The organism is Geothrix limicola, from assembly GCF_030268085.1.
GTDB classification, from domain to species: domain Bacteria; phylum Acidobacteriota; class Holophagae; order Holophagales; family Holophagaceae; genus Geothrix; species Geothrix limicola.
The window spans coordinates 566822-588903 of record NZ_BSDE01000003.1; the positions used below are offsets into that span (position 1 = coordinate 566822).

A 22082-nucleotide genomic window follows, 5' to 3' on the forward strand; every position below is an offset into this window, starting at 1 on the left:
TCTCGCCTTCTGACTGGAGTCATATATGAATCGATTTTCCTGCAGGAACCTGACCCTTCTGGCGCTGTCCATGGTGGCGGCCCCCTCCCTCATGGCCCAGGAACTCACGGGCCAGATGGTCGGCCGCGTGAAGACCCCCGCGGGCGAGCCCGTGGCCGGGGCTGAAGTCCGCCTCACTTCGCCCGTGCTGCAGGGCGTCCGCGTCCTCGTGACCGACGAGCGCGGCGCCTTCCGTGCCCCCCTGCTGCCTCCGGGTTCGTATACCGTGGCCGCCACCAAGGCCGGCATGGTCAGCAACCCCATCCATGGCGTGACCATCGGCCTGGGCCAGACGGTCAACCAGGACATCCCCATGGCCTCGGCCCAGGCCAGCGCCGTGGTCGAAGTGGTCGGCACCGCCGCCCGCGTGGACAAGTCCGATGTGAAGGCCAGCACGAACGTGACCTCTGAGGACATGGACCTGCTGCCCCGCACCACCCGCGGCCTCAACACCGTGGCGCTCCTGGCGCCGGGCGTGGTGCAGAACACCGCCAACGGCGTCAACCGCATCCAGATCCGCGGCGGCCAGGGCACGGGCAACCGCTTCCTCCTGAACGGCACGGACATCTCGGACAACGCCTTCGGCACCACGGACGGACGCCAGTTCTTCGTGGACGACTCCGTGGCCGAGACCCAGGTCATCCAGAGCCCCGTGAATGCCCGCTACGGCGGCTTCACCGGAGGCGTCGTGAACGCCATCACCAAGGTGGGCGGCAACGAGTACACCGGCGTCATCCGCGCCAACATCAGCCGTCCGAGCTGGATCGCCAATGCTCCCCTGGGCATGCGCAACGCCCCGGCCAACGCCAAGCCCGCCCCGGGCGTGGACGACGCCAGCCGCGCCTACACCATCTGGATCGGCGGCCCCATCGTCAAGGACAGGCTCTGGTTCACCGCCTCCACCAAGCTCGATCCCTCCACGGGCACCACGGTGACCTGGGCGAACCCGGCCCTCTCCGGCGGCACCAACACCGGTGATGCCGCGGCCACTGCCGGCCCGGCCTACCTGACGGGCGCGGGTGGCAACCACACCCAGACCAACTCCACCCAGTTCTATGAACTGAAGCTGACGGGCCAGATCAACCAGAACCACACGGTGGAAGCCTCCGGCAGCCGCCAGGTCCTGTCCATCAACAACCGCCAGTACCTCTCTGGATCGGACGGCAGCGGATCCTTCGATCCCGCCACCCTGAACATCGGCTCCCAGATCTTCGAGTACTACTCCCTGGGCTACCGCGGCATCCTCAACAACAGCACCAACCTGGAAGCCCGCTACTCGAACAAGCACCAGGTGTTCATCTCCGGCGGCGATCCGGCCAACGGTCCGACCATCTTCGCCCGCTACAGCAACGGTTCCTACTACCAGTTCAACAACGGCATCTTCAATATCACGGACGGCGGCGACAACCGCGACATCGTCACCTACATGTCCAACCTGCAGTGGTTCTCTCCCCAGTCCGATCTGGGCAGCCACCAGGTGGACATCGGCTTCGAGATCCTCCGCCAGGAGCGCAAGGCCGCCAATGACCAGGCGCCCACCAACCAGCGCTTCCGCGTCTGGGGCCGCAACGCCGACGGCACCTACCGCGCCGCCGGTCTGGCCTTCAGCGCCAATGCCGGACAGCAGAACGTCTATCGCGCCTACTTCAGCGACAAGGGTGCGGCCGACACCAACCTCGACGCCTACTACGTCAACGACGTATGGAGCATCACCAACCGCTTCCAGGTCTCCCTGGGCATGCGCTACGACAAGGTCTCCGCGTCGGATACGCTGGGTTCCAAGACCATCAGCAGCACCCAGACCTCTCCCCGCACCAAGTTCACCTACGACATCAAGGGCGATCAGTCCTGGCTGGTCACGGCCAGCTGGGCCCGCTACACCGCCAAGCTCCAGGACGGCTTCGCCAACCAGTTCACCCTGGCGGGCAATCCCATCCAGGAGAACTACGGTTGGGGCGGCGCCATCAACGGCATCTCCAACAATGCCCTGACCACCGCCCAGGTGATCGACCTGCGCAACTGGAACATCAGCGCTGCGGGCCTGACGGGCGTCAGCAGCCCCCTCACCAACACCATCGACAGCAAGACGAAGGCCCCCTCCTCGGATGAAACCACCGTGGGCCTGCGCCGCAGCTACAACGACGGATCCTTCCTGTCCTTCACCTACGTGAAGCGCACCAGCAAGAACTTCTTCAACGATTTCCTCTACATCCAGGACATCGTGAACGTGCCCCTCCGCGCCACGGCGGTGCCCACCACGGCCCCCGTGCTGGCCACCCGCTGGGGCAACGATTCCCGTCTGGTGCGCGATTACAAGGCCCTGGAATTCGAGTTCGCCAGCCGCCTCGATGCCAACTGGAACCTGGGTGGCAACTACACCTACTCCAGCCTGCAGGGCAACGGCGAAGGTTCCGAAGGCAACGCCAGCACCCTCGCGGTCACCGGCGACGTCATCGGCGACTACGAGTCCGTGCACGCCAGCCGCGGCCGCGATGCCAGCTACTACGCTCCCTACGGCAAGCTGCTGGGCGACCGTCCCCACAAGGCGACCTTCCACCTGGACTACAGCGACAAGAGCACCCAGGGGTCCATCTTCACGGCTTCCCTGCTCTTCAACTATCTGAGTGGGGCCGCCTACAGCCTCACCCGCGTCAACGCCTTCGAAGTCCAGCAGGATGCCATCGCCGCCGGCGCCACCCCTGCATTTGCGGCCGCCCAGTATGGCAACACCTACACCCGGTACTTCGGACCCCGCGGCATCGGCCGCTACAACGACACCTACAACTTCGACCTGAAAGTGGGCATGGATGTGCCCGTGATGAAGACCCTCCGCTACTTCATGGAGCTGACCTTCTTCAACGTGTTCAACCACTGGCAGCAGACTTCGTACTCCATCGCAGGAGCGGCGGGCAGCTCGGCGCTCGCCACCAACGGCGCGCTCTCCGGATTCCAGGCCAACGCCCTCAACACCAACACCGCCTCCTCCAGCTATGGAACCGGGTTCGGAACCTACGGAGCCGCAGACATGGTCGGTGGCCGGTCTGTGGTGCTCTCCACCGGCATCAAGTGGTAGTCGCGAACCCGATCCTTCATGAATGGAGATAGCTACATGACCCTCAAGCGATTCCTCATGCTTCCCCTTGCGGCCCTTCCCCTGCTGGGCCAGGCCAACGCCGACACGATTCCCCTCGAGGGGAGCTTCAACCTCGTCATCGCCAGCCAGGATATGAACAAGCTCGTGCGCAGCGGCAACCTGGCCGGCTACACGGCAGGTCTTGCGCTCCGCTCGGAGGTCAAGCCGGGTCTCGACCTGCGCTACCACCTCAACTTCATGTTCCTTCGTGGCGCCGACGGCACCGGCCTCAAGAACGCCAACCGCCCGCACTTCTTCGGCGGCATGGACGTCATGCAGGAGCTGAATGCCAAGTGGTCCGTCTTCGGCGGCCCCATGGCCGTGCAGTGGAAGCAGAACAAGAACCAGGCCACGGATCCCAGCTTCAACAACTCGAAGCCGGCCTCTTCCGCTTTCCCCAACGGCGGAAACAACTACGCGGATGGCACCAAGTTCGGCTTCCGGATCGGCGCGGAATACCGCTTCAGCAAGAAGCTGCGCACGGACCTCAGCTTCCAGCAGGCCGAGTTCAACAAGGTCTTCAACCCCTCCTGGTATTCGGTGGGTCTGACTTACCTGTTCAACTAGGACGGCTACGAACTGTTAAGGGAGGGGCTCTGGCCCCTCCCTTTTTCGTGTCGCGGATAGAGCGGGGCGGGGAGATTGGGTAGGGTGGAACCATGCGAAAGATCCTGCTCCTCCACACCGGCGGCACCCTGGGCATGATGCCCAGCGGGGAACCCGCCTCCCTGGCGCCCGGGCGTTTCCTTGAGCACCTGCTCGTGCAGGTACCTGAACTGGGGCAGCTGGCCCAGCTGTCGGTGGAAGTTCCCTTCAACCAGGATTCCTCCTGCCTCGAACCCGCCGACATCCTCGTGCTGGCCCAGCGCGTGCGCGAGGCGGCGCCGGCCTTCGATGGCTTCGTCATCATCCACGGCACGGACACGATGGCCTTCACGGCCTCGGTGCTCGGTTTCCTGCTGGCGGACCTGGGCAAGCCCGTTGTGCTCACGGGCAGCCAACGTCCCCTGGCCTTCGTGCGCAGCGACGCGCGCAGCAACCTCGTCAACGCGGTGGACCTGGCCTGCCGGGCCATTCCTGAAATCGGCATCTGCTTCGGTACCCACTGGCTGCGCGGCGTGGCCGCGGACAAGCTGAGCGTCAGCCAGTTCGAGGCCTTCCAGAGCCTGAACCTCCCGCCCCTGGCCGAGATCGGCGCGGAGATCCGCCTGCATCCCACGGCCGGTCAGTTCGCCCGCCAGATGCCCGTGGACATGGGACGTGCGCTGGAACTGAGCATCCGCACCATGACGCCCCATCCGGGCATGCCCTGGTTCCCCGCGCCCGCGGGCGCGAAGGCCGTGCTCATCCAGGCCTTCGGCGCGGGCAACCTGCCCATGGGCCGCAGCGATCTGATGGGTTTCCTGGAAGACTGCCACCGGCGTCAGCTGCCGGTGGTCGTGACCTCCCAGTGCCCCCATGGCGGCGTGGATCTCTCGGCCTACGAACTGGGGCGGAAGATCGAGACGCTGGGCGCCATCTCCGGCGGCCTGCACACGCGCTGGGCCGCCCTGGCGAAGCTGGGCATCGTGCTCGGCGCGGGCGGCGGCGTGGCCGAGGTGCGGGAGGCCTTCGCCACCGCCTGGGCCGGCGAGCCCACGCCGGAAGGGGCCTGGCCGCAGGCCTGACGAGGACCTGGCCGCAGGCCCGACGAGGACCTGGCCGCAGGCCTGAGGGCTGATTCCGCAGTCAACGATCAGAGCCGTTAAACTGGGGGTTTCCGGGATTCCCAGATGCTCGACGCCACCCTCCTGCGCAACGACCTCGACGCCGTGGCGGCCCGCCTGTCCGAACGGGGCTACACGCTGGACCGGGCCCAGTACCAGGCCCTGGATCAACGGCGGCGCAGCGTGCTGCAGGAGGCGGAGACTCTGAAGGCCGAGCGGAATCGCGTGAGCGAAGAAGTGGGCCGCCTCAAGCGGGCCAAGGAGAACGCGGATCACCTCATCGCCCAACAGCGGGAAGTGGGCGACAAACTGAAGGCACTGGAGGCCTCTGAGCGTGAGGTCGAAGCCGCCTTCAAGGATTTCCTCGCGGGCATCCCCAACCCGCCCCACGCCAGCGTTCCCAGCGGGCGCGACGAGCACGCCAACGTCGAGATCAAGCGCTGGGGCCAGGTGCCCCATATCGAGGCGCCCAAGGATCACGTGGAGCTGGGCACGTCCTTGGGCATCCTCGACCTGGACCGCGCGGCCAAGATCAGCGGCGCGCGCTTCTCGGTGCTGAAGGGGCAGGGCGCCAAGCTGGAGCGCGCCCTCATCGCCTTCATGCTCGACCGGCAGACGGCCGCGGGATACCTCGAAGTGATCCCGCCCTACCTCGTGAACGCCGACAGCATGTACGGCACGGGCCAGTTGCCCAAGTTCCAAGAAGATCTTTTTCGTGCGCCTCGGGAGCGTTTCAGGACTCTCGAGTTGAGTGTTCTACGGAAGCCATCGGCTGTTCGCCCCGAGCAGTACCACCATTATCTATCTCTGCAGTTTGGTTACGCAGGGGGCGATTTACTTCGATTGAAGGTCGGTAATTTCGATTTCTTCGTGATAAAGAACCAGCCGATCGAATGCAACGCCTTGTCCAAAGCGATAAATGAATCCATTAGGGTGTTTGTTGCCACTCCTCCAAAAATGGAAGAAATTATTGACCGTTCCACTATTGATCAATCACTAATAGAGACCTTTACTCGAGATTTGACGGAGGAGATCAAAAAAGAATTCGCGGTTGATCCCTCCCTCTACCTCATCCCCACCGCCGAGGTGCCCGTCACCAACCTCTACCGCGACGAGATCCTGCCTCTGGAAGCCCTGCCCATGCGGCACTGCGCCTTCACGCCCTGCTTCCGTAGCGAGGCCGGCAGCTACGGCAAGGACACCAAGGGCATCATCCGCCAGCACCAGTTCCACAAGGTGGAGCTGGTCACCTTCGCCGCCGCGGACCAGGCCGAGGCCGAGCTGGAGCGGCTGACGGAAAACGCCGAAGCCATCCTCGAAGCGCTGGGCCTGCCCTACCGCCGCGTGCTGCTCTGCACGGGGGACATGGGCTTCAGCAGCCAGAAGACCTACGACCTGGAGGTGTGGCTGCCCTCCCAGAACACCTATCGCGAAATCAGCTCCTGCAGCTGGTTCGGCGACTTCCAGGCGCGGCGCGCCAACATCCGCGCCAAGGGCAAGGAGGGCAAGCCGGTCTTCGCGCACACGCTCAACGGCAGCGGCCTCGCCGTGGGCCGCACCTGGGTGGCCATCCTCGAGAACTACCAGCAGCCCGACGGCAGCATCCGCGTGCCCGAGGCCCTGCGCCCCTACCTGGGCGCCGAGGTGATCCGCTGACCCACGCGCCCCTCCTTCGCGTCGAGGGCCTGGGCCTTCGGCGCGGAGAAAGCTGGTGCCTGAAGGATGTGTCCTTTTCCATCGCCCCGGGCGAAGCCTGGAGTCTGATCGGTGAGAGCGGCGCGGGCAAGACGACGCTTTTGAACCTGGTGCTGGGCCTGCTGGAGCCCACCGAAGGCCGGATCGAGCTGGAGGGCGCGCCCTGGTCTTCCCTGCCCGAGCGGGAACGCCGGGTCCGCCGTCCGCGCATCCAGGCGGTCTTCCAGGATCCCCTCGCCAGCCTGCCGCCCCACCTCAGCGGCTGGGAGATCCTGCAGGAGCCGCTGGAGGTCTGGCGGCGCGGGGACCAGCGTTCCCGCCGCGAGGCCGCGGCGCGCATGGCCGCGCGGGTGAAGTTCCCCGAGGCGGCCCTGGATCAACTTCCCCGGGCCTGGTCCGGTGGGCTTGCACAGCGCCTTTGTCTAGGGCGGGCCCTGATGCTCGAACCGCGGTTGCTCGTGTTGGACGAACCCTTCTCGGCCCTGGATCCGACCTTGGGCAGCCACCTGATGTCGCTGCTCTTGGACCTGAGGGCCGCGGGCACGGCCCTGCTCCTCGCGGGACACGACCTGCCCAAAATGCGCAGGCTCTGCGATCAGGTGCTGGTGCTAAAAAACGGGGCCCCGGTGTGCCGGGGCCCCTTGGAACAACTGATGTCCGATCCGCCGCATCCCCACCTGTCATCGCTGCTGGAGGCGGTAATCGGTTTGTCCGAAACCTAGTCTTCCACCTGCACCTGGACGGCGCTGGCATTGATGTAGATGCCGCCGAAGTGGCCCCAGAGGCTGCTGAAGCCGGGGCGCAGGCGGCCCTGCTGGTCCAGGGACTGCATCTCGGCGGAGAGCAGCTTCTGGGCCTCGGCGGTCTGCACGTCCTGGATGAGGGTGCGCCGCGTTTCGAAGGTGAGAGCCGGGGCGGGTTCGCGCGAGGTGATTCGGGCCACCCAGAGCTTGCCGTCCTGGCTCCAGAGCACGGGCGTGGTCTGGCCGACGGGCGTATCCAGCAGGGCCTTGCGGATGCCGGGGTGGTTGACGAGGTCGCGCAGTCCGCTGAGGGGCGCCGCGGCCTGGTCGGTAACGGGACCCACGGCCTGCAGTCCGCCGGACTTCAGGGCCTGCTCGGCCTTGGCCACGGCCTGCTTGCGGGCCTCCTCAAGACGGTAGGCGGCGAGCACCTTGGTGCGGATCTCCTTGAAGGGCGGCACGGCCTCGGGGCGCTCCTCCTGCACGCGGAACAGCAGGTGGCGATCGCCGAAGGCCATGGGCTTGGAGACCTCGCCGACCTTCAGGCGGAAGGCCTCACCGGCGATCTGGGGCAGTTCGGGCAGGCCCTCCACCTGGGCGGAAGGCTCGTTGCTGAAGGGCTGGCTGAGCTGGGCGGGGCTGCCGAGGCTCTTGGCCGCAGCCGCCAGGTCGCCGCCGTTGGCGCGCTTGCGGATCTGCTCGAGGCGTTCCTGGGCTCGGGCGTTGAAGCGGCTGTCGGTGATCTCGCGGGCCAGGTCGGCCTTCACGTCCTCGAACTTCTTTTCGCGGCGGCCTTCGAGCTTGATGAGGTGGACGCCGAACTGGGTCTTCACGGGCTGGCTGATCTCGCCCACCTTCAGGGTGGCTGCAGCATCCGAGAAGGGCTTCACCATCTTGGAGCTGTTGAACCAGCCCAGGTCGCCGCCATTGCCCTTGGCGCTGGGATCTTCGCTCAGCTCTTCGGCGGTCTTGGCGAAGTCCAGGCCCTTCACGAGCCGCTCGCGCAGCAGCTGGGCCTTGGCCGTGGCTTCCTGGATCTGGGCATCGCCTTCGGCCTTGAAGAGGATGTGGCGGGCCTTGAATTCGGTGTTGTCGGCCTTGCGGGCGTCGAAGGCGGCCTTGAGGGCCGCGTCGTCCACCTGTAGGTCCTTGCTGAGGGCCGCGCGATCCACCGCCACGAACTGGATGATGCGGCGGGGAGGCTGCAGGAAGCGGTCGCCGCCGGCCTTGTAGAGGGCCTCCAGCGCGGCATCGCCGGGGTCGGCCACGGTGTTGGGATCCACGGTCAGGGTGGCCTGCTGGAAGGCGACCTTCTCGTTGCGCAGGCGGTTTTCAACGGTGATCCAGGCCTCGTCCACGGGCACCTGGAGGGCGGCCTGCTGGATCAGCTTGGTGCGCAGCAGCTCGGAGCGGAGGCCCCGTTCCATCAGCGCCGGGTTGAAGCCGTACTCCTGCTTCAGTTCAGCGGTGGGCTTGAGCTTGCCGTTGGCATCCCACAGCATCGGGTACTGGCGGAGCTGGGCCCGCAGGCGGGCGGCCAGTTCCTCGTCGGTCACCACCACGTGGTGGCGCTCGGCCAGTTCTTCCATGAGCTTCTGGTTCGTGAGGTCGCGCAGGGCCTGGGATTGCACGAAGGGCTTGAGGGCCTCGGGACTGGCCTGCTTGCCGTAGCGCTGGTAGAGCTCCTGCATGTGCTCGGCCAGTTCCCGCATGAGGATTTCATGGCCGTAGACCCGGGCCACCACCGTGTCGGCCGAGACCGCCCCGCCGGAGGGCGCCAGGTAGGCCACCAGACCCAGGAGCACGACGATCATCACCGCGGCCATGGGCGTGCGGTTGGATTTGAAGACCTGGCGGAAGGAACGAAGCATGCGTGGCTCCAGACGGACCCCCCAGATTAACAAGGGATGGCCGTTGGATTACACTGGAATGCTGGAGAGGTTGAATGGCCGTATTGCCCGTGCTGACCTGGGGGGATCCCCACCTCAAGAAGAACAGCGCCGATGTGGGGGAATGGAGTCCCGAGCTGGAACAGCTCGTGGCCGACATGTTCGAGACCGCCCTCGACGAGGAGGGGGTCGGCCTGGCCGCGCCCCAGGTCGGGGTGAACCTCAACCTGGCCGTGATCGACTGCTCCTGCGGCGAGGATCCGGCCCAGCAGATCGTGCTCATCAACCCTGAAATCATCAAGGAAGAGGGCTCGCAGATCGGCCCCGAGGGCTGCCTGTCCATTCCCGGCATCCGCGAGGTGCTGGAGCGCCCGCAGAAGGTGACCCTGCGCAACCGCGCCAAGGACGGCAGCTGGCACGAGCTCGTCGGCGAGGATCTGATGGCCCGCGCCTTCTGCCACGAGATCGACCACCTGCGCGGCCGCCTCTTCGTCGAGTACTTCGGCCCCGTGAAGCGCCAGGTCCTCCAGCGGAAGTACCAGAAGCAAATGAAGGGCTGATCATGGTTCGCATCGCCTTCCTCGGCACCCCCCGGCCGGCCGTCCCGGCGCTGCGGGCGCTGGCGGAAGAGGGTGTCGAGGTGGTCTTCTGCAATCCGGATCGGCCTGCGGGCCGGGGGCGCCACCTGGAGGCCCCGCCCGTGAAGGTGGCGGCCCAGGAACTCGGCCTGACCCTCCACCAGCCCCTGAGCTGGAAGGCGCCCGAAACCCGCGAGCTATGGGAGAGCCTGAACATCGATCTGGCAGTGGTGGTGGCCTACGGTCACATCCTGCCCGGCTGGATGCTGGACTCCTGCCCCATGGGCGTCTGGAACCTGCACTTCTCCCTGCTACCCCGCTGGCGCGGTGCGGCGCCGGTGAACCACGCCCTGCTGGCGGGTGATGAGGAGACGGGCGTCAGCCTCATGCGGCTCACGCCGGGCCTCGACGAAGGCCCCGTGCTGGCCCAGAGCCGCCGGGCCATCGGCCAGCAGGACACGGCCGAGGGCCTGCTTTCGAGCCTGGCGGACGACGCGGCCGACCTGCTCATGGACCAGCTGCCGCTCATGCTTTCCGGCGCGGCCCAACCCGTGGAGCAGCGCCATGAGCTGGCCACCTACGCCTCGAAGCTCTGCAAGGACATGGGCCACCTCGACTGGCGCCGCCCCGCCGCCGAGCTGCACCGCCAGGTCCGCGCCCTGTGGCCCTGGCCCGGCTCCGAACTGCGGATGGCGGGCCAGGCCCTCAAGGTCTGCGGCGTGGGCGCGCTGCGCGCCTGCTACCGCGACCCCGGCCAGCTGGTGTGGGACAAGGAGGGGGCCTGGCTCATCACCACCGACGGCGCCCTCGAATTGACCCGCCTTCAGCGCCCCGGCAAACCCGTCCAGCCCGCCCTCCAGGCCCTGCAGCCTTGGGGCGCCAGCGGCCTGCAGGCCCTGACCTAGCCTCCCTGCGCGAGTCGGAGCGCATGCGTACGCCAGGGGGGAGGCGGGATCCAGGCGTACATGAACGAAGTTCGAGCCCGGCTTCGCCGGGCTCGAACGCGGGGGCCCGGGGGTGTGCGCGCAGCGCGGAACCCCCGGAGGACACTATCCCAGGCGGGCCGCCACGTCGCGGTAGTCGGGATCCATCTCGTAGACGGCCTTGAATTCCTCCGAGGCCATGTCCGTGTGGCCCTGCTGAAGGTAGATTTCGGCGAGATCGTAGCGCAGGCCGATGCTGTCCTCAGGGGGGAAGCCTGGAGCCAGGATGCCCTGGCGCAGCCATTCCACGGCGGCGCCGAGGTCGCCCCGGGCCTGCTCGCAGATGCTGAGCATGGAGCAGCATTCGAGGGTGCGCTCCGGGTCGCCCATGGCGATCTTGAACTCCTCGAGGGCGGGCTCGATGAGCATCATCTCCTTGTAGGCGATACCCAGGTTGTAGTGGGTGTCGTAGTCGTCGCCCTTGACCTGCTTTTCCACGCCTTCGCGGAAGGCGCTGAACAGCTCGTCCACGCTCTGGATCTTCTCCACGACGTGGGTGGCGTCGTGCATCTCCTCGCCCTCGCCCGTATCCATGAGGGCCGTGCCCAGCACGTCGGTGAGGTCGAAGAAGGAGTTGGCGAAGTCGCTTTCGTCGAGGGCGCTGGCCTTGGGCACGTGGCCCAGCTTCTGCAGCGCGGCCTCGGCCCGCTCGAGGCGATGCTCCAGCTCCGGATGTCCCGGGTACTGGGCGAGGGCGTTCTGGATCTCGAGCTTGGCTTCCTCGGGGCTGCCGTAATCCAGCTGGAAGTCGATGTCGCCCAGCAGGCTGTCGATCTCCTCCTGCGAGGCCGGAACCGAAACGGGACCGGCGGCTCCCGCCTCGGGCAGCGTGGACAGGGCCTCGATGACCTCGGGTTCCAGCTGGCGGGTGGGCATGGGTGGCAGGGGCGCCGTCGGAGCCGACGTGGACTCGGGTTCGGGCACGAAGTCCGTGAGTGTCGTGTCCATCCAGTGGAGGTCCGAAGGCTCCAGGCTGGGGGGCTCGGGGACGGGCGGCAGTTCCTGGAGGGGAGGCCAGGTTTCCACCGGAGGCGCGAAGGGTTCGCTACCCCCGATCGTCGGGGTGAAGGCCGGCGGCGCGAAGGGATCGGGGGGCAGGGTGTCCAGGTCCGACAGCAGGGGCAGGCCTTCGCCCAGGGCGATGGGTTCGGGCGTGAAGGCTGCGGGCGCCTGGCGCGCCGGGGCCTCGAATCCGGGCACGTCCAACGGGATCAGGTGGTCCAGATCGCTTGAGGCCGGCATCGGGATGGGCGGCGCCGGGGGTGGCATCGCGATGGGCATGCGGGAAGCCGGCGGCGGCAGGACGCCGGGTTCGGGCAGGCCCAAGGCGCGGCGGTGGATCCGGGTCGAGCCAGGGAAGAGCTGCTCGGCCATGTCCAGCAGGTGGGCGGCTTCGCGCTTGCGGTCCAGCTGGACGAGGGCCTGGGCGCTCTGCACGTACTGCATCTGCACCTTGGTGAGATGGCCCGTGGTGCGGTGCACGGCGACGATGGCCTCGATGATGGTGAGGTCTGCGGGATCGATCTCCAGGGCCTTCTTGTAGGATTCGATGGCGCGCTCGGGGCTGCCGCCCCGCAGCATGGCCTCGGCCTCGCGGGCGAGCTGTTCGATGCGCAGGCGCTTGAGGGGATCGACCTCGGTTTCGCCGCCGCGGGTGATCTCTGGGGTGGGCAGGGCTCCGAAGGTCGTCTGGGGGAGCGGGGCGGGCGGCGGCGCGGCGGCGCCCGGAACGGCGCCCAGGGCCTGCAGCTGGCCCGAGAGCTGGCTGATGAGGGCCTGGTCGTTGTTCTGGTAGGCCATGCCGTAGGCGTTCTGCAGGGCCTGGATCTGGTCGGCGCGGTTGCCGCTCTGGTGGGCGATTTCGGCGAGCAGGATCCAAGCCTCGATCCCGATGTTGCCCTGAAGGGCCGAACGGAGGCTGCGCCCGATGATGTCGCCGGATCCGCGGCGCGCCAGCTCGCGGGCGATGGGGGCGAAGAGGCGCAGACCCTCCTCCCCGCGATCCGCGTTGACGAGGTTGCGCAGGGCCTTCTCGCAGAGGGGCAGGGATTTTTCGGGCAGCTGGGCGACTTCGGCCAGGGCTTCCAGGGCCTGATCCGGGTGGCCGCTGCGGAGCTCGATCTCCGCCAGGGCCTCCAGCAGTTCGGTGTTGCGGGGATTGCTGGTGAGGCCTTCGCGCAGGTGCTGGGCCGCGGAGATGTAATCGCCCTGGATCACGCCCAGGCGGCTCTGAGTCAGGAAGACCTGGGGCGTGGAGATCATCGCCTTGGCGCGCTCGAGGATCTGGTTGGCCTCGCCGTGCATCTGCTCCATGGCGAGCGACTCGGCCACCTCGAGGTAGATGCCCGCGGCGCGGTCCTTCATCCCTTCCTTGTTGTAGAGGTCCGCCAGCTTGACCTTCATCTTCAGGTTCTTGGGATCCAGGTCGACGACCTTGTTGAACTCCTCCAGGGCCCGCTTGATGAGGCCCTTCTTCTGGAAGTGCTCGGCCACCTGCAGGTGCACCTTCACGGCGTCGCCGGTCTTGTTCATCTGCCGGTAGAGGTCCGCCAGGCGCTGGGCGGCGTCGATGTCTTCGGGGGCGTTGCGAACGACCTTCTGGAAGATGGCGGCGGCGCGGGCGTGGAAGCCGTCGCGCTCGTACGACCCGCCGAGGCGCTTGTGGATCTCGACGCCTTCCTTCACGCGCCCGATCTGGACGCAGAGATCCCCGATCTGGTTGAGGGTGTTGTAGTCCTTCGGATTGTCGTCGACGAGCTTCTGGAACTCCTCGATGGCCCTTTCGACCTTGCCCGCCGTCAGGAGTTTGTCGGCTTCCTTCTTGACTCTGACGCGATCTATGGCCATTCAGCTGCCTCGTGATGCTTTGGCTGGGAGTTCGGAAAGTGTAGGCGGGGCGGTCAGCCTTGGATAGGGCTACTGAAAATGGCTGCCCGTGAAACTGTGGGGCAGCAGGTTTTCCAAGCGGTGCAGCTGGCGGCCGTGGTGGTTGGCCAGGAGCACGGGCAATTCCCCTGCGAACTCAATCAAAGCCTGGCGGCAGGCCCCGCAGGGCGGCGTCAGCTCGGCCACATCGGTGACGACCACGGCCGCCACCAGGCCCCCGGGCCGCAATCCGGCGGCCACCGCGGCGCTGAGGGCCCCGCGTTCGGCGCAGAGGCAGACCGGGTAGGCGGCGTTCTCCACGTTGCAGCCGCCGAAGACGGCGCCCTCGGCCGTCAGCAGGGCCGCCCCCACCTGAAAGTGGGAATAGGGCGCGTGGGCGTGGCTGCGGGCCGTCCAGGCCGCCTCCAGAAGGGGGGTCCAGGCCGGGGATTGCGGATCGTCAAACACCAGAGCCTCCGGCCTTTCAGCTTAGCGGAGCTTCCCCTCCAATGCCCGTTCCCCTTCCCGCGGCCTGGGCCAGCGCCAGGGCCCGCCAGCAGGCGGCATGGCCGTGGATCTCCCGGGTGCCCTCGGTGCCCTGGATCTCCAGGCTGATGTCGCGCTTGGTGAGCCGGGCCTGCAGGATGGCGCCCGAGAGGCGCTCCAGCTCCCGCTCGAAGGGGCGCCCGGGGCCCCAGGCCGACAGGTCCAGGCGCAGGTGCAGGCCCAGGGGGCGCTCCTCCTCGAAGGTGCGCACCCAGGGCTGGCTGCGCTGGGCCGTGCGCTTCCAGTGGACCCGGGCCGGCGTGTCGCCCAGGCGCAGGGGCCGCGCGCCCTCGGGGCTGCTGGTGCCCTCCTGGGCCACGGTGCGGTGGCCTTCGCCGCGCCAGCTCGCGGGCTGGGCGGGCGGCGTGCGGGGATGGGGCAGCACCAGTACGGAATGATCCAGCTCGATGAAGCGGGATTTCTCCAGCAGGCCGAAGGGGAAGCGGGTGCGCAGCTCCAGGCTGCGCAGGCGGGCCCAGCCCCGGCGCTCGGCGCGGGTCTGCAGGATCACCGTGGTCTCGCCGCTGCGGCTGGAGGCGCCCATGAAGCTGGGCTCCACCTTGGCCTCGTCCATGACGAGGTGTAGCTCGAGGCCCCGGATGCGACTCCGGGCGCGGCCCCGGGCGCCATCCTCAAGCCGCAGCCGGAGGCCCCCGCGCACCCGGGCGAAGAGGTTGCCCTCCTCCAGGCCGGCCACCTTGAGGCCCTGCAGGGCCCGGCGGCTGAGGATGCCCGACACGAGGAAGAGGCCGAGCATGAGGGAGAAGACCAGGTAGAGCAGGTTGTTCCCCGTGTTGACGGAAAAGGCGCCCACGGCCAGCAGGGCCAGGAGGTACTGTGCGCCCAGCCCCGTGAGGGACAGACGCAGGCGGCGGTCGTTCCAGAGCCTCATGGCCTTCAGACTACGCCGGAGAGGCCCTGCTAGCATGAACCTTCTCCCCCAGACACCCACCAGGGCTCCCATGCTGAATCGACTCTTCCGAACCAAGTCCCTGGAACAGCTGCGGGCCAGCGCCGAAGAGCCCGAGCACCAGCTCAAGAAGAACCTGGGGGCCTTCGACCTCACCATGTTCGGCATCGGCGCCATCATCGGCGCGGGCATCTTCTCCAGCATCGGCACCGCCGCGGCCGGCAACATGGCCGATGGCCGCCTGCCGGCGGGCCCGGGCCTGGTGCTCAGCATCCTCATCGTGGCCCTCATCTGCGGGTTCACGGCCCTGGCCTACGCCGAAATGGCCTCCATGATCCCCGTCTCGGGCAGCGCCTACACCTACGCCTACGCCACCCTCGGCGAGCTCATGGCCTGGATCATCGGCTGGGACCTGCTGCTGGAATACGCCATCTCCAACGTGGCCGTGGCCATCTCCTGGGGCGACTACGCCCGAAGCTTCCTCTCCACCGTGCTGCACGTGGACATCCCCGGCTGGCTGGGCATGGATCCCCGCAGCGCGTTGAAACTGGTCGAGGGTGTGCCCGTCGCCGGGCTGTCCGCCAAGGTGCACCTGCTGGCCCAGGCCAAGGCCGGCCTCATCAACGGCGGCGCCACCTTCGTGAACTGGGACGTGGTGAAGGCCGCACCCACCGTGGCGGGCTTTCCCATCACCATCAACCTGCTCGCCGTCATCATCACCACGCTCATCACGTGGCTCTGCTACATCGGCATCAAGGAAAGCGCCCGGGTGAACAGCGTCATGGTGGTGATCAAGGTGATGATCCTGCTTGCCGTGGTGGGCCTGGGCATCAAGTTCATCAGCCCCGGCAACTGGCATCCTTTCGTGCCCCACGGCTGGCGGGGCATCCAGGCGGGGGCGGCCATCATCTTCTTCGCCTTCATCGGCTTCGACGCCGTGAGCACGACGGCGGAGGAATGCCGCAACCCGGGCCGTGACCTCCCCCGCGGCATCCTCTGGTCCCTGCTCATCTGCACGGTGATCTATGCAGCCGTCGCGCTGGTGGTGACGGGCATGCTGCACTACACGAAGCTGGGCGGCATCGCCGATCCCCTGGCCTACATCTTCACCGAGCACAAGATGGGCGCCATCGCCGGCGTCATCAGCTTCGGCGCCGTCATCGCCACCACCGCTGCCCTCCTCGTTTACCAGGTGGGGCAGCCCCGCATCTTCATGAGCATGAGCCGGGACGGCCTGCTGGCGCCCTGGTTCGGCAAGGTGCACGACACCTTCAAGACGCCCTCCCACGCCACCGTGCTCACGGGATTTCTCGTCGCCATTCCCGCGGCCCTGCTCAACATCGACGAGGTGGTGGAGCTGGCCAACATCGGCACCCTCTTCGCGTTCGTCATCGTCTGCGGCGCCGTGCTGATCCTGCGCAAACGTCGCCCCGAGGCGCCCCGGAAATTCCTCATGCCCTTCGCGTGGATCGTCGCGCCCCTCGGGATCCTCGGCTGCTTCTGGATTGCCAAAGGTCTGCCCGCGCTCACCTGGTACCGCTTCTTCGCCTGGCTGGGCATCGGCCTGGTGATCTACTTTTTCTACGGTTCCCGGAAGAGCCGATTGGAGACATCCCCCACGGCCTGAGCCCGGTTGCGTCATGATGTTGGGGATATGTTCACCGGCCTGATCCAATATTTGGGCACCCTCGAATCCCGCGCCTCCCGGCCCGGCGGGGCCCGGCTGCGCATCGCGGCGCCCGCGGACCTGCTGGCCCGCGCCGAACTGGGGGCGAGCATCGCGGTGAACGGCGCCTGCCTCACGGCCGTCGCGGAGGATGGGCGGGCCTGGGAGGCGGATCTCAGCGAGGAGACCCTGGCCAAGACCACCCTGGGACGTCTGGCCCTGGGGACGACCCTCCATCTGGAACCGGCCCTGCGCGTGGGCGATCCGCTGGATGGGCATCTGGTCTCTGGCCACGTGGACGGCATTGGACAGCTGCTGTCGCGCCCCCAGGGTCAAGGTGGCGTGGACGAGGGCATCTGGCGCTTTTCCATGCCCACCGACCTCGCGCCCATGACGGCGCCCAAGGGCTCCATCGCGGTGGACGGCATCTCGCTCACGGTGGTGGATTGCGGGAACGACTGGTTCAGCGTGGCCCTGATCCCCGAGACGGTGGTGCGCACGGCCCTGAACGGCATGCGGCCCGGCGACCCGGTCAACCTGGAGGCCGATCCCATCGGCCGCTTCGTGGCGCGGGCCCTTGCCCTGCGCGGCAGCGAGGAGAAACTGGCGGCCTTCGCCAAACGGGGTTGGGCCTAGCTTTCAGTCGATGCTGGCGTCGCATAAGGGATGACCTCCGATCGAGTATTCAAGTTCGTCACAGGTTGACCGTTGAGCCTTGACAGGCCACCAGGTTTATGCAGACCGCAGGCCTCCCAAGGAGGTTGCCATGACCCTAGGCAAGTACCTTTCCGGCGTTCTCGCCCTCCTGAGCCTTGGAGTCCCGGCACTGGCCCAGGACAAGGGGGAGGACTTTCTCAAGTTCAGCGGATTCGGTACCCTCGGCGGGGCCCATTCCAGCGAGAAGAACGCGGATTTCACCAGCACCGCCGTCCAGCCGGACGGGACGGGCTTCAGTCGCGTTACGAGCTACAGCATCGACAAGAAGGTGGGCCTGCAGGCGAACGCCCACATCGCCGAATGGCTGTCGGCGGTGGTTCAGGGAGTCTCTGAGTACCGGTACGACGGGACCTTCAACCCCTACATCAACATGGCCTTCCTCAAGGCCCAGGTGCTTCCGGAACTGTCCATTCGGGCCGGGCGCATGCCCTTCAACGCCTACCTCATCTCGGACTATCAGAAAGTGGGCTACACCTACACCTGGGTGCGCCCTCCGGTGGAGGTCTATCAGTTCAATCCGATCTTCAACTACGACGGGGCCGACATCACCTGGCAGAAGACCCTCGGCGGCGTGGCGTTCACGGTGCAGGCCTTCGCGGGCTCCAACAACGTCAAGCTGGTCCAGCGGGGCGCGGTCACGGACCTCGACGCCAAGGAACTGGTGGGCGCCTGGATGTCGGCGAACCACGGCAATTCCCTGTACCGGATCTACTACCTGCAGGGAAAGCTCACGGCCAACAATCCCGCCTTGAACGTGGTCTTCAACCAGATTCGGAACGGCATCCCGCCCCTGGGGCTGCCGGGCAATCCCGCCCTGGCCTCCCAGTTGGAACTCCAGGACGACCGTGTCACCTACATGTCCGTGGGCTACCAGTACGACCCGGGGAACTGGTTCATCACGGCCGAAGCGGCGCGCAACGGCGGCGACGAGAATGCCGTCATCCACGCGACGGCGGCCTACATCACGGGCGGCTACCGCCTCTGCGACTGGACGCCCTACCTGACGGTGGCCCAGCGGAAGAACGATTCGCCTACGACGAATCCGAACCCCATCGCCAACGCCCTGTTGTCCGGCGGGAACCGGGCCGACCAGAGCTTCTCGGTGGGCCTGCGCTGGGACTTCATGAAGAACATGGATCTGAAGATCCAGTACGACCAGTTCAAGAACGACACCAATGCCTACGGGGCCTTGAGCAACAACCAGCCCGCCTTCCAAAAGGGACAAAGCTACAGCGTGATCACCGCCAACCTCGATTTCGTGTTCTGAGAAGGAGCCGACCATGAAGACGAAAGGCTTATCCGGTGCAGTCCTGACCGCAGCCATCGGCATGGCGGCCCTCTCGGCCCAGGCTCAGGTGGTGGTCATCATCTCCGCCAAGAACCCCATTTCGAAACTGTCGGCCGATCAGGTCTCCCAGATCTTCCTGGGGCAGGCCAAGAGCTTCTACACGGGCGGCCAGGCCGAGGCCGTGGATCAGGCGGAAGGCTCGGGACCGCGCAACGAGTTCTATCAGAAGGTCACCGGCAAGAACGCAGCCCAGGTGAAGGCCCACTGGGCGAAGCTGAGCTTCTCGGGGGCCGCCCAGCCGCCCAAGGCGCTCCCCGATAACCACGCCGTGGTCAAGCTCGTGGCGGAGAATCCGAAGTACATCGGCTACGTGGACAAGGCCGCGGTGGATGCCAGCGTGAAGGTGGTGCTGGCGCCCTAACCCGAAACACCTTCGGGATCCGTCGCCCTCTCCGCCTCTCCCACGCCCAGGCCCCTCAGGTTGGGCCGGCTGAGGCAGGCGAGGGCGATGGCGCTGAGGAGGAAGCCGGCGCCCATGAAGAGGGTGCGCAGTGAGGTGACCTTCAGCAGCGCGCCCGCCAGGGCGGCGGAGATGGGGCCCACGCCCATGAGGACGAAGAAGAGCAGGCTCATGGTCCGGCCCATGAGCGCGATGGGCACGCGCCGCTGGATCCAGCTCACCACGCCCACCTGGGCGACGCCGGCGAAGCAGCCCATGAGGGCCAGCAGGATCGCGCAGAACGTGGTGGAGGGGGCCTGTGGCAGGGCGGCCAGCAGCAGGCCCGCCAGCGTATCGAAGCCGAGGATCAGGAGGCCCAGGCGGCCGCCGGAGAGGCGGAGGCTGCGTTGCGACGCGAGGTTGCCCAGGAGGATGCCGCCCCCGTACGAGGTCATGAGCAGGCCCAGGGAGGCGGCGCCGTGGTGCAGGCGCGTGTCCGCCAGCACGGGCAGGCCCACCTGCACGGGGCCGCCGACGAAGACAGAGACCAGGCCCAGGTAGAGGAAGAAGGCGCGGAGCTGGGCGTCGGCGCCGATGTGGCGGATGCCCTTGACCACGTCCGCCAGCACGCCGCCTTCCGCGGCCTTCGGCCGGTCCTCGCCCGGCAGGCGGATGAGCAGGAGGCTGGCGAGGGAGACGACGAAGCTGAGGGCGTCCACGGCGAAGCTGAGGCCCATGCCCCGGGCATCCGCCAGGCCATGAGCATTCGCCAGCGCGCCCGGCGCGTGCGGGGCGGCGCCGCCGGCGATGAGCAGGCCCGCGAGCACGGGCCCCAGGATCATGCTGGCCTGGCGCAGGCCCATGACGAGGCCGTTGGCGGCCTGGAGCTGCTCCCGCGGCAGCATCTGCGGCAGGATCGAGGAGGCCGCCGGGAAGGCGAAGGCCGTGGAGAGGCCGATGCCCGCGGCGATGAGGTAGAGCAGGCTCATGCGGATGCCGCCGCCGAGCACCAGGGCGGCCAGGAGCACGACGAAGGCCGTGTTCACGCCGCGGGACACCAGGAGGACGCGGCGGGGGGACATGCGGTCCACCACGGCGCCGCCGATGAGCATGAAGGCCGCGCGGGGCAGGGCCATCACCATCAGCACCAGGCCCAGGGCGCCGGGGTTGCCGGTGAGCTTGAGCACCAGCCAGGGCAGGGCCACGAGGGTGAACTGGTCGCCCACGGCGGAGATGGCGCTGCCGGTGAAGAGCAGCGTGAAGTTGCGGTTGGCGAAGAGCCGCGGCGTTGATGCGGCGGAAGGTGCGGACATGAAGGCTCCGGGGTGATCGGATGGGCGGGGCAATCAACGGGACGAGAACGCCGTCAGTCCCGTGCCCCCTTGCGAATGCGGTCCATCTCGCGTTTCTGCTCGCGTTCTTTCAGCGCCTCGCGCTTGTCGCTGTGGGCCTTGCCCTCGGCCAGGGCAACCTTCACCTTGATCATGCCCTTGTCGTTCAGGTAGATCGCCAGCGGAATGATGGTGAGGCCCTTGCGTACGACCTTGGCGGTCATCTTGGTGATCTCCGCCTTGTGTAGCAGCAGCTTGCGGGCCCGCAGGGGCTCGTGGTTGGCGTAGGTGCCGAACTCGTAGGGTGAGATGTGGGCCTGCTTCAGCCAGAGCTCGCCGCCCACCGCATCGACGTAGGCGTCCTGCAGCTGGCCCAGGCCCGCGCGCAGGGCCTTCACTTCGGTGCCCTGCAGCGAGATCCCGGCCTCCCAGGTCTCGAGGACGTGGTAGTTGTGCAGGGCTTTGCGGTTGCGGACGAGATCCTCGGACATGACTCCAGTGTATCCGCCGCTAGACTTGTCCTTTTGGGACATCCCGATGCTGCAGAAGATCCTCGCCCCGATCGTCGCCTGGATGGTGGCCCTCATGGCCGCCATGGGGCCCCTCGGCGTCATGTTGCTCATGGCCATCGAAAGCGCCTGCATCCCCCTGCCCAGCGAAGTGATCATGCCCTTCGCCGGGTATCTCGCCTTCAAGGGTCAGCTCACGTTCTTCGGGCTGGGTGCGGGAAGTCCCGTGGCGCAGATCTGGATCGCGGGCGTCTTCGGCGCCCTGGGCTGCAACCTGGGCAGCCTGCCCGCCTATGAGGTGGGCGCCTGGGGTGGACGGCGTGCCGTCGAGAAGTACGGCAAGTACATCTGGCTGCACACGGGCCACCTGGATCAGGCCCACCGCTTCTTCGAACGCTACGGCAGCGAGGCCATCATCATCGGCCGCCTGCTGCCCGTCGTGCGCACCTTCATCGCCCTGCCCGCGGGCATCGCCCAGATGAACCGCACGCGCTTCCACATCTACACCTTCGTGGGCAGCCTGCCCTGGTGCCTGGGTCTCGCCTGGATCGGCTTCAAGCTCGGCGAGAAGTGGAACACCCTCGGCGTCTACTTCCACAAGCTCGACGCCGTCATCGGCGTGCTGCTGCTCGCGGGCGTGGCCTGGTTCGTGATCGACCACTTCAGGAACCGCGCGAAGGGCTGAGTCCGCCTCAGCTCCGGCCTTCCCTCGCGCGTTTCAGCACGCCTTCGACGGCCGAAAGGGTGACCGCCACATCGGCCTCGGTGGTCTGCCAGTTGCACACGGAGATCCGCATGCAGCGCTGGCCCCGCCAGGTCGTTCCTCCGACGAAGGTGCGGCCCGTCTTCACGATTTCGGCGATGATGCGGTCCGTGTGGGCGTCATGATCGGCCGCCGTGGCCGAGGGTGAGGGATCCGGAAAACGGACGAGGCCCTGGTTGATGCGCGGTTCCCACATCAGCTGTGCCCCCTCCAGGGCGCCGATGCCCTGGGGCAGGATCCCGCCCGAGCCCGGCTTCGGCGAGCCGATTCTTGCGCCGAACC

At 67.2% G+C, this 22082-nt stretch carries 19 protein-coding genes; 12 read left to right on the top strand and 7 right to left on the bottom strand.

The annotated features are described in order from the left end of the window. Positions 1-25: 25 nt before the first annotated feature. The 5 genes from QSJ34_RS10400 to QSJ34_RS10420 all read left to right on the top strand — a co-directional run bounded on the left by QSJ34_RS10400 (position 26) and on the right by QSJ34_RS10420 (position 7295). Complete coding sequence (locus QSJ34_RS10400) at positions 26-3112, top strand: TonB-dependent receptor (RefSeq protein ID WP_285574826.1); 3087 nt, start codon at positions 26-28, stop codon at positions 3110-3112. Positions 3113-3148: 36 nt separating this feature from the next. Further along, complete coding sequence (locus QSJ34_RS10405; RefSeq protein ID WP_285574829.1) at positions 3149-3739, top strand: hypothetical protein; 591 nt, start codon at positions 3149-3151, stop codon at positions 3737-3739. Between the two features lie 92 nt (positions 3740-3831). Beyond that, positions 3832-4839, top strand: coding sequence for an asparaginase (locus tag QSJ34_RS10410; protein ID WP_285574833.1), 1008 nt, complete (start codon positions 3832-3834; stop codon positions 4837-4839). Between the two features lie 105 nt (positions 4840-4944). Beyond that, positions 4945-6534, top strand: coding sequence for a serine--tRNA ligase (gene serS / locus QSJ34_RS10415; protein WP_285574836.1), 1590 nt, complete (start codon positions 4945-4947; stop codon positions 6532-6534). A 68-nt stretch (positions 6535-6602) separates the two neighbouring features. Continuing rightward, entirely contained in the window at positions 6603-7295 is a 693-nt protein-coding gene (locus QSJ34_RS10420; RefSeq protein ID WP_285574839.1) for an ABC transporter ATP-binding protein, read from the top strand. On the opposite strand, the gene QSJ34_RS10425 is transcribed toward QSJ34_RS10420, so the two are convergent. Then, positions 7292-9187: a peptidylprolyl isomerase gene (locus QSJ34_RS10425; RefSeq protein ID WP_285574842.1), complete on the bottom strand. Its 1896-nt coding sequence runs from the start codon at positions 9185-9187 to the stop codon at positions 7292-7294. The two genes, QSJ34_RS10420 and QSJ34_RS10425, sit on opposite strands and share 4 nt — an antisense overlap. Positions 9188-9261: 74 nt before the next feature. On the opposite strand from QSJ34_RS10425, the gene def reads away from it, so the two are divergent. After that, a complete protein-coding gene (gene def, locus QSJ34_RS10430) occupies positions 9262-9765 on the top strand; it encodes a peptide deformylase (protein WP_285574844.1) in 504 nt (167 codons plus the stop codon). A 2-nt stretch (positions 9766-9767) separates the two neighbouring features. After that, on the top strand, positions 9768-10688 hold the full coding sequence (fmt, locus tag QSJ34_RS10435) for a methionyl-tRNA formyltransferase (protein ID WP_285574846.1): 921 nt from the start codon (positions 9768-9770) through the stop codon (positions 10686-10688). A 144-nt stretch (positions 10689-10832) separates the two neighbouring features. Here the strand turns inward: fmt and QSJ34_RS10440 are convergent, their stop codons facing one another. From QSJ34_RS10440 to QSJ34_RS10450, 3 genes are all read right to left on the bottom strand, one after another. Then, entirely contained in the window at positions 10833-13613 is a 2781-nt protein-coding gene (locus tag QSJ34_RS10440) for a tetratricopeptide repeat protein (protein ID WP_285574848.1), read from the bottom strand. Between the two features lie 69 nt (positions 13614-13682). After that, positions 13683-14099: a cytidine deaminase gene (locus QSJ34_RS10445; protein WP_285574849.1), complete on the bottom strand. Its 417-nt coding sequence runs from the start codon at positions 14097-14099 to the stop codon at positions 13683-13685. 16 nt (positions 14100-14115) lie between these two features. After that, positions 14116-15069, bottom strand: a complete 954-nt coding sequence (locus QSJ34_RS10450; protein WP_285574852.1) for a DUF58 domain-containing protein — start codon at positions 15067-15069, stop codon at positions 14116-14118. 34 nt (positions 15070-15103) lie between these two features. Here QSJ34_RS10450 and QSJ34_RS10455 point away from each other — a divergent pair, with 34 nt between their 5' ends. The 4 genes from QSJ34_RS10455 to QSJ34_RS10470 all read left to right on the top strand — a co-directional run bounded on the left by QSJ34_RS10455 (position 15104) and on the right by QSJ34_RS10470 (position 19179). Next, the gene (locus tag QSJ34_RS10455) at positions 15104-16714 is read left to right on the top strand and encodes an amino acid permease (RefSeq protein ID WP_285574855.1); all 1611 of its coding nucleotides are present in this window, start codon (positions 15104-15106) and stop codon (positions 16712-16714) included. A gap of 27 nt (positions 16715-16741) precedes the next feature. Next, on the top strand, positions 16742-17389 hold the full coding sequence (locus QSJ34_RS10460; protein WP_285574857.1) for a riboflavin synthase: 648 nt from the start codon (positions 16742-16744) through the stop codon (positions 17387-17389). Between the two features lie 130 nt (positions 17390-17519). After that, entirely contained in the window at positions 17520-18737 is a 1218-nt protein-coding gene (locus tag QSJ34_RS10465) for a hypothetical protein (RefSeq protein WP_285574859.1), read from the top strand. Between the two features lie 13 nt (positions 18738-18750). Then, positions 18751-19179 (top strand): type 2 periplasmic-binding domain-containing protein, encoded by a 429-nt coding sequence (locus QSJ34_RS10470; RefSeq protein WP_285574862.1) that lies wholly within the window; start codon positions 18751-18753, stop codon positions 19177-19179. Here the strand turns inward: QSJ34_RS10470 and QSJ34_RS10475 are convergent. Together QSJ34_RS10475 and smpB are read right to left on the bottom strand one after the other, a co-directional pair. Next, positions 19176-20510, bottom strand: coding sequence for an MFS transporter (locus QSJ34_RS10475; protein ID WP_285574865.1), 1335 nt, complete (start codon positions 20508-20510; stop codon positions 19176-19178). The genes QSJ34_RS10470 and QSJ34_RS10475 overlap by 4 nt on opposite strands. 53 nt (positions 20511-20563) lie before the next feature. Next, positions 20564-21019, bottom strand: a complete 456-nt coding sequence (smpB, locus tag QSJ34_RS10480) for an SsrA-binding protein SmpB (RefSeq protein WP_285574868.1) — start codon at positions 21017-21019, stop codon at positions 20564-20566. Positions 21020-21065: 46 nt separating this feature from the next. Here smpB and QSJ34_RS10485 point away from each other — a divergent pair, with 46 nt between their 5' ends. Beyond that, positions 21066-21722, top strand: coding sequence for a DedA family protein (locus tag QSJ34_RS10485; protein ID WP_285574872.1), 657 nt, complete (start codon positions 21066-21068; stop codon positions 21720-21722). Positions 21723-21729: 7 nt separating this feature from the next. On the opposite strand, the gene QSJ34_RS10490 is transcribed toward QSJ34_RS10485, so the two are convergent. Then, positions 21730-21996, bottom strand: coding sequence for a hypothetical protein (locus QSJ34_RS10490; RefSeq protein WP_285574874.1), 267 nt, complete (start codon positions 21994-21996; stop codon positions 21730-21732). Positions 21997-22082 lie beyond the last annotated feature (86 nt).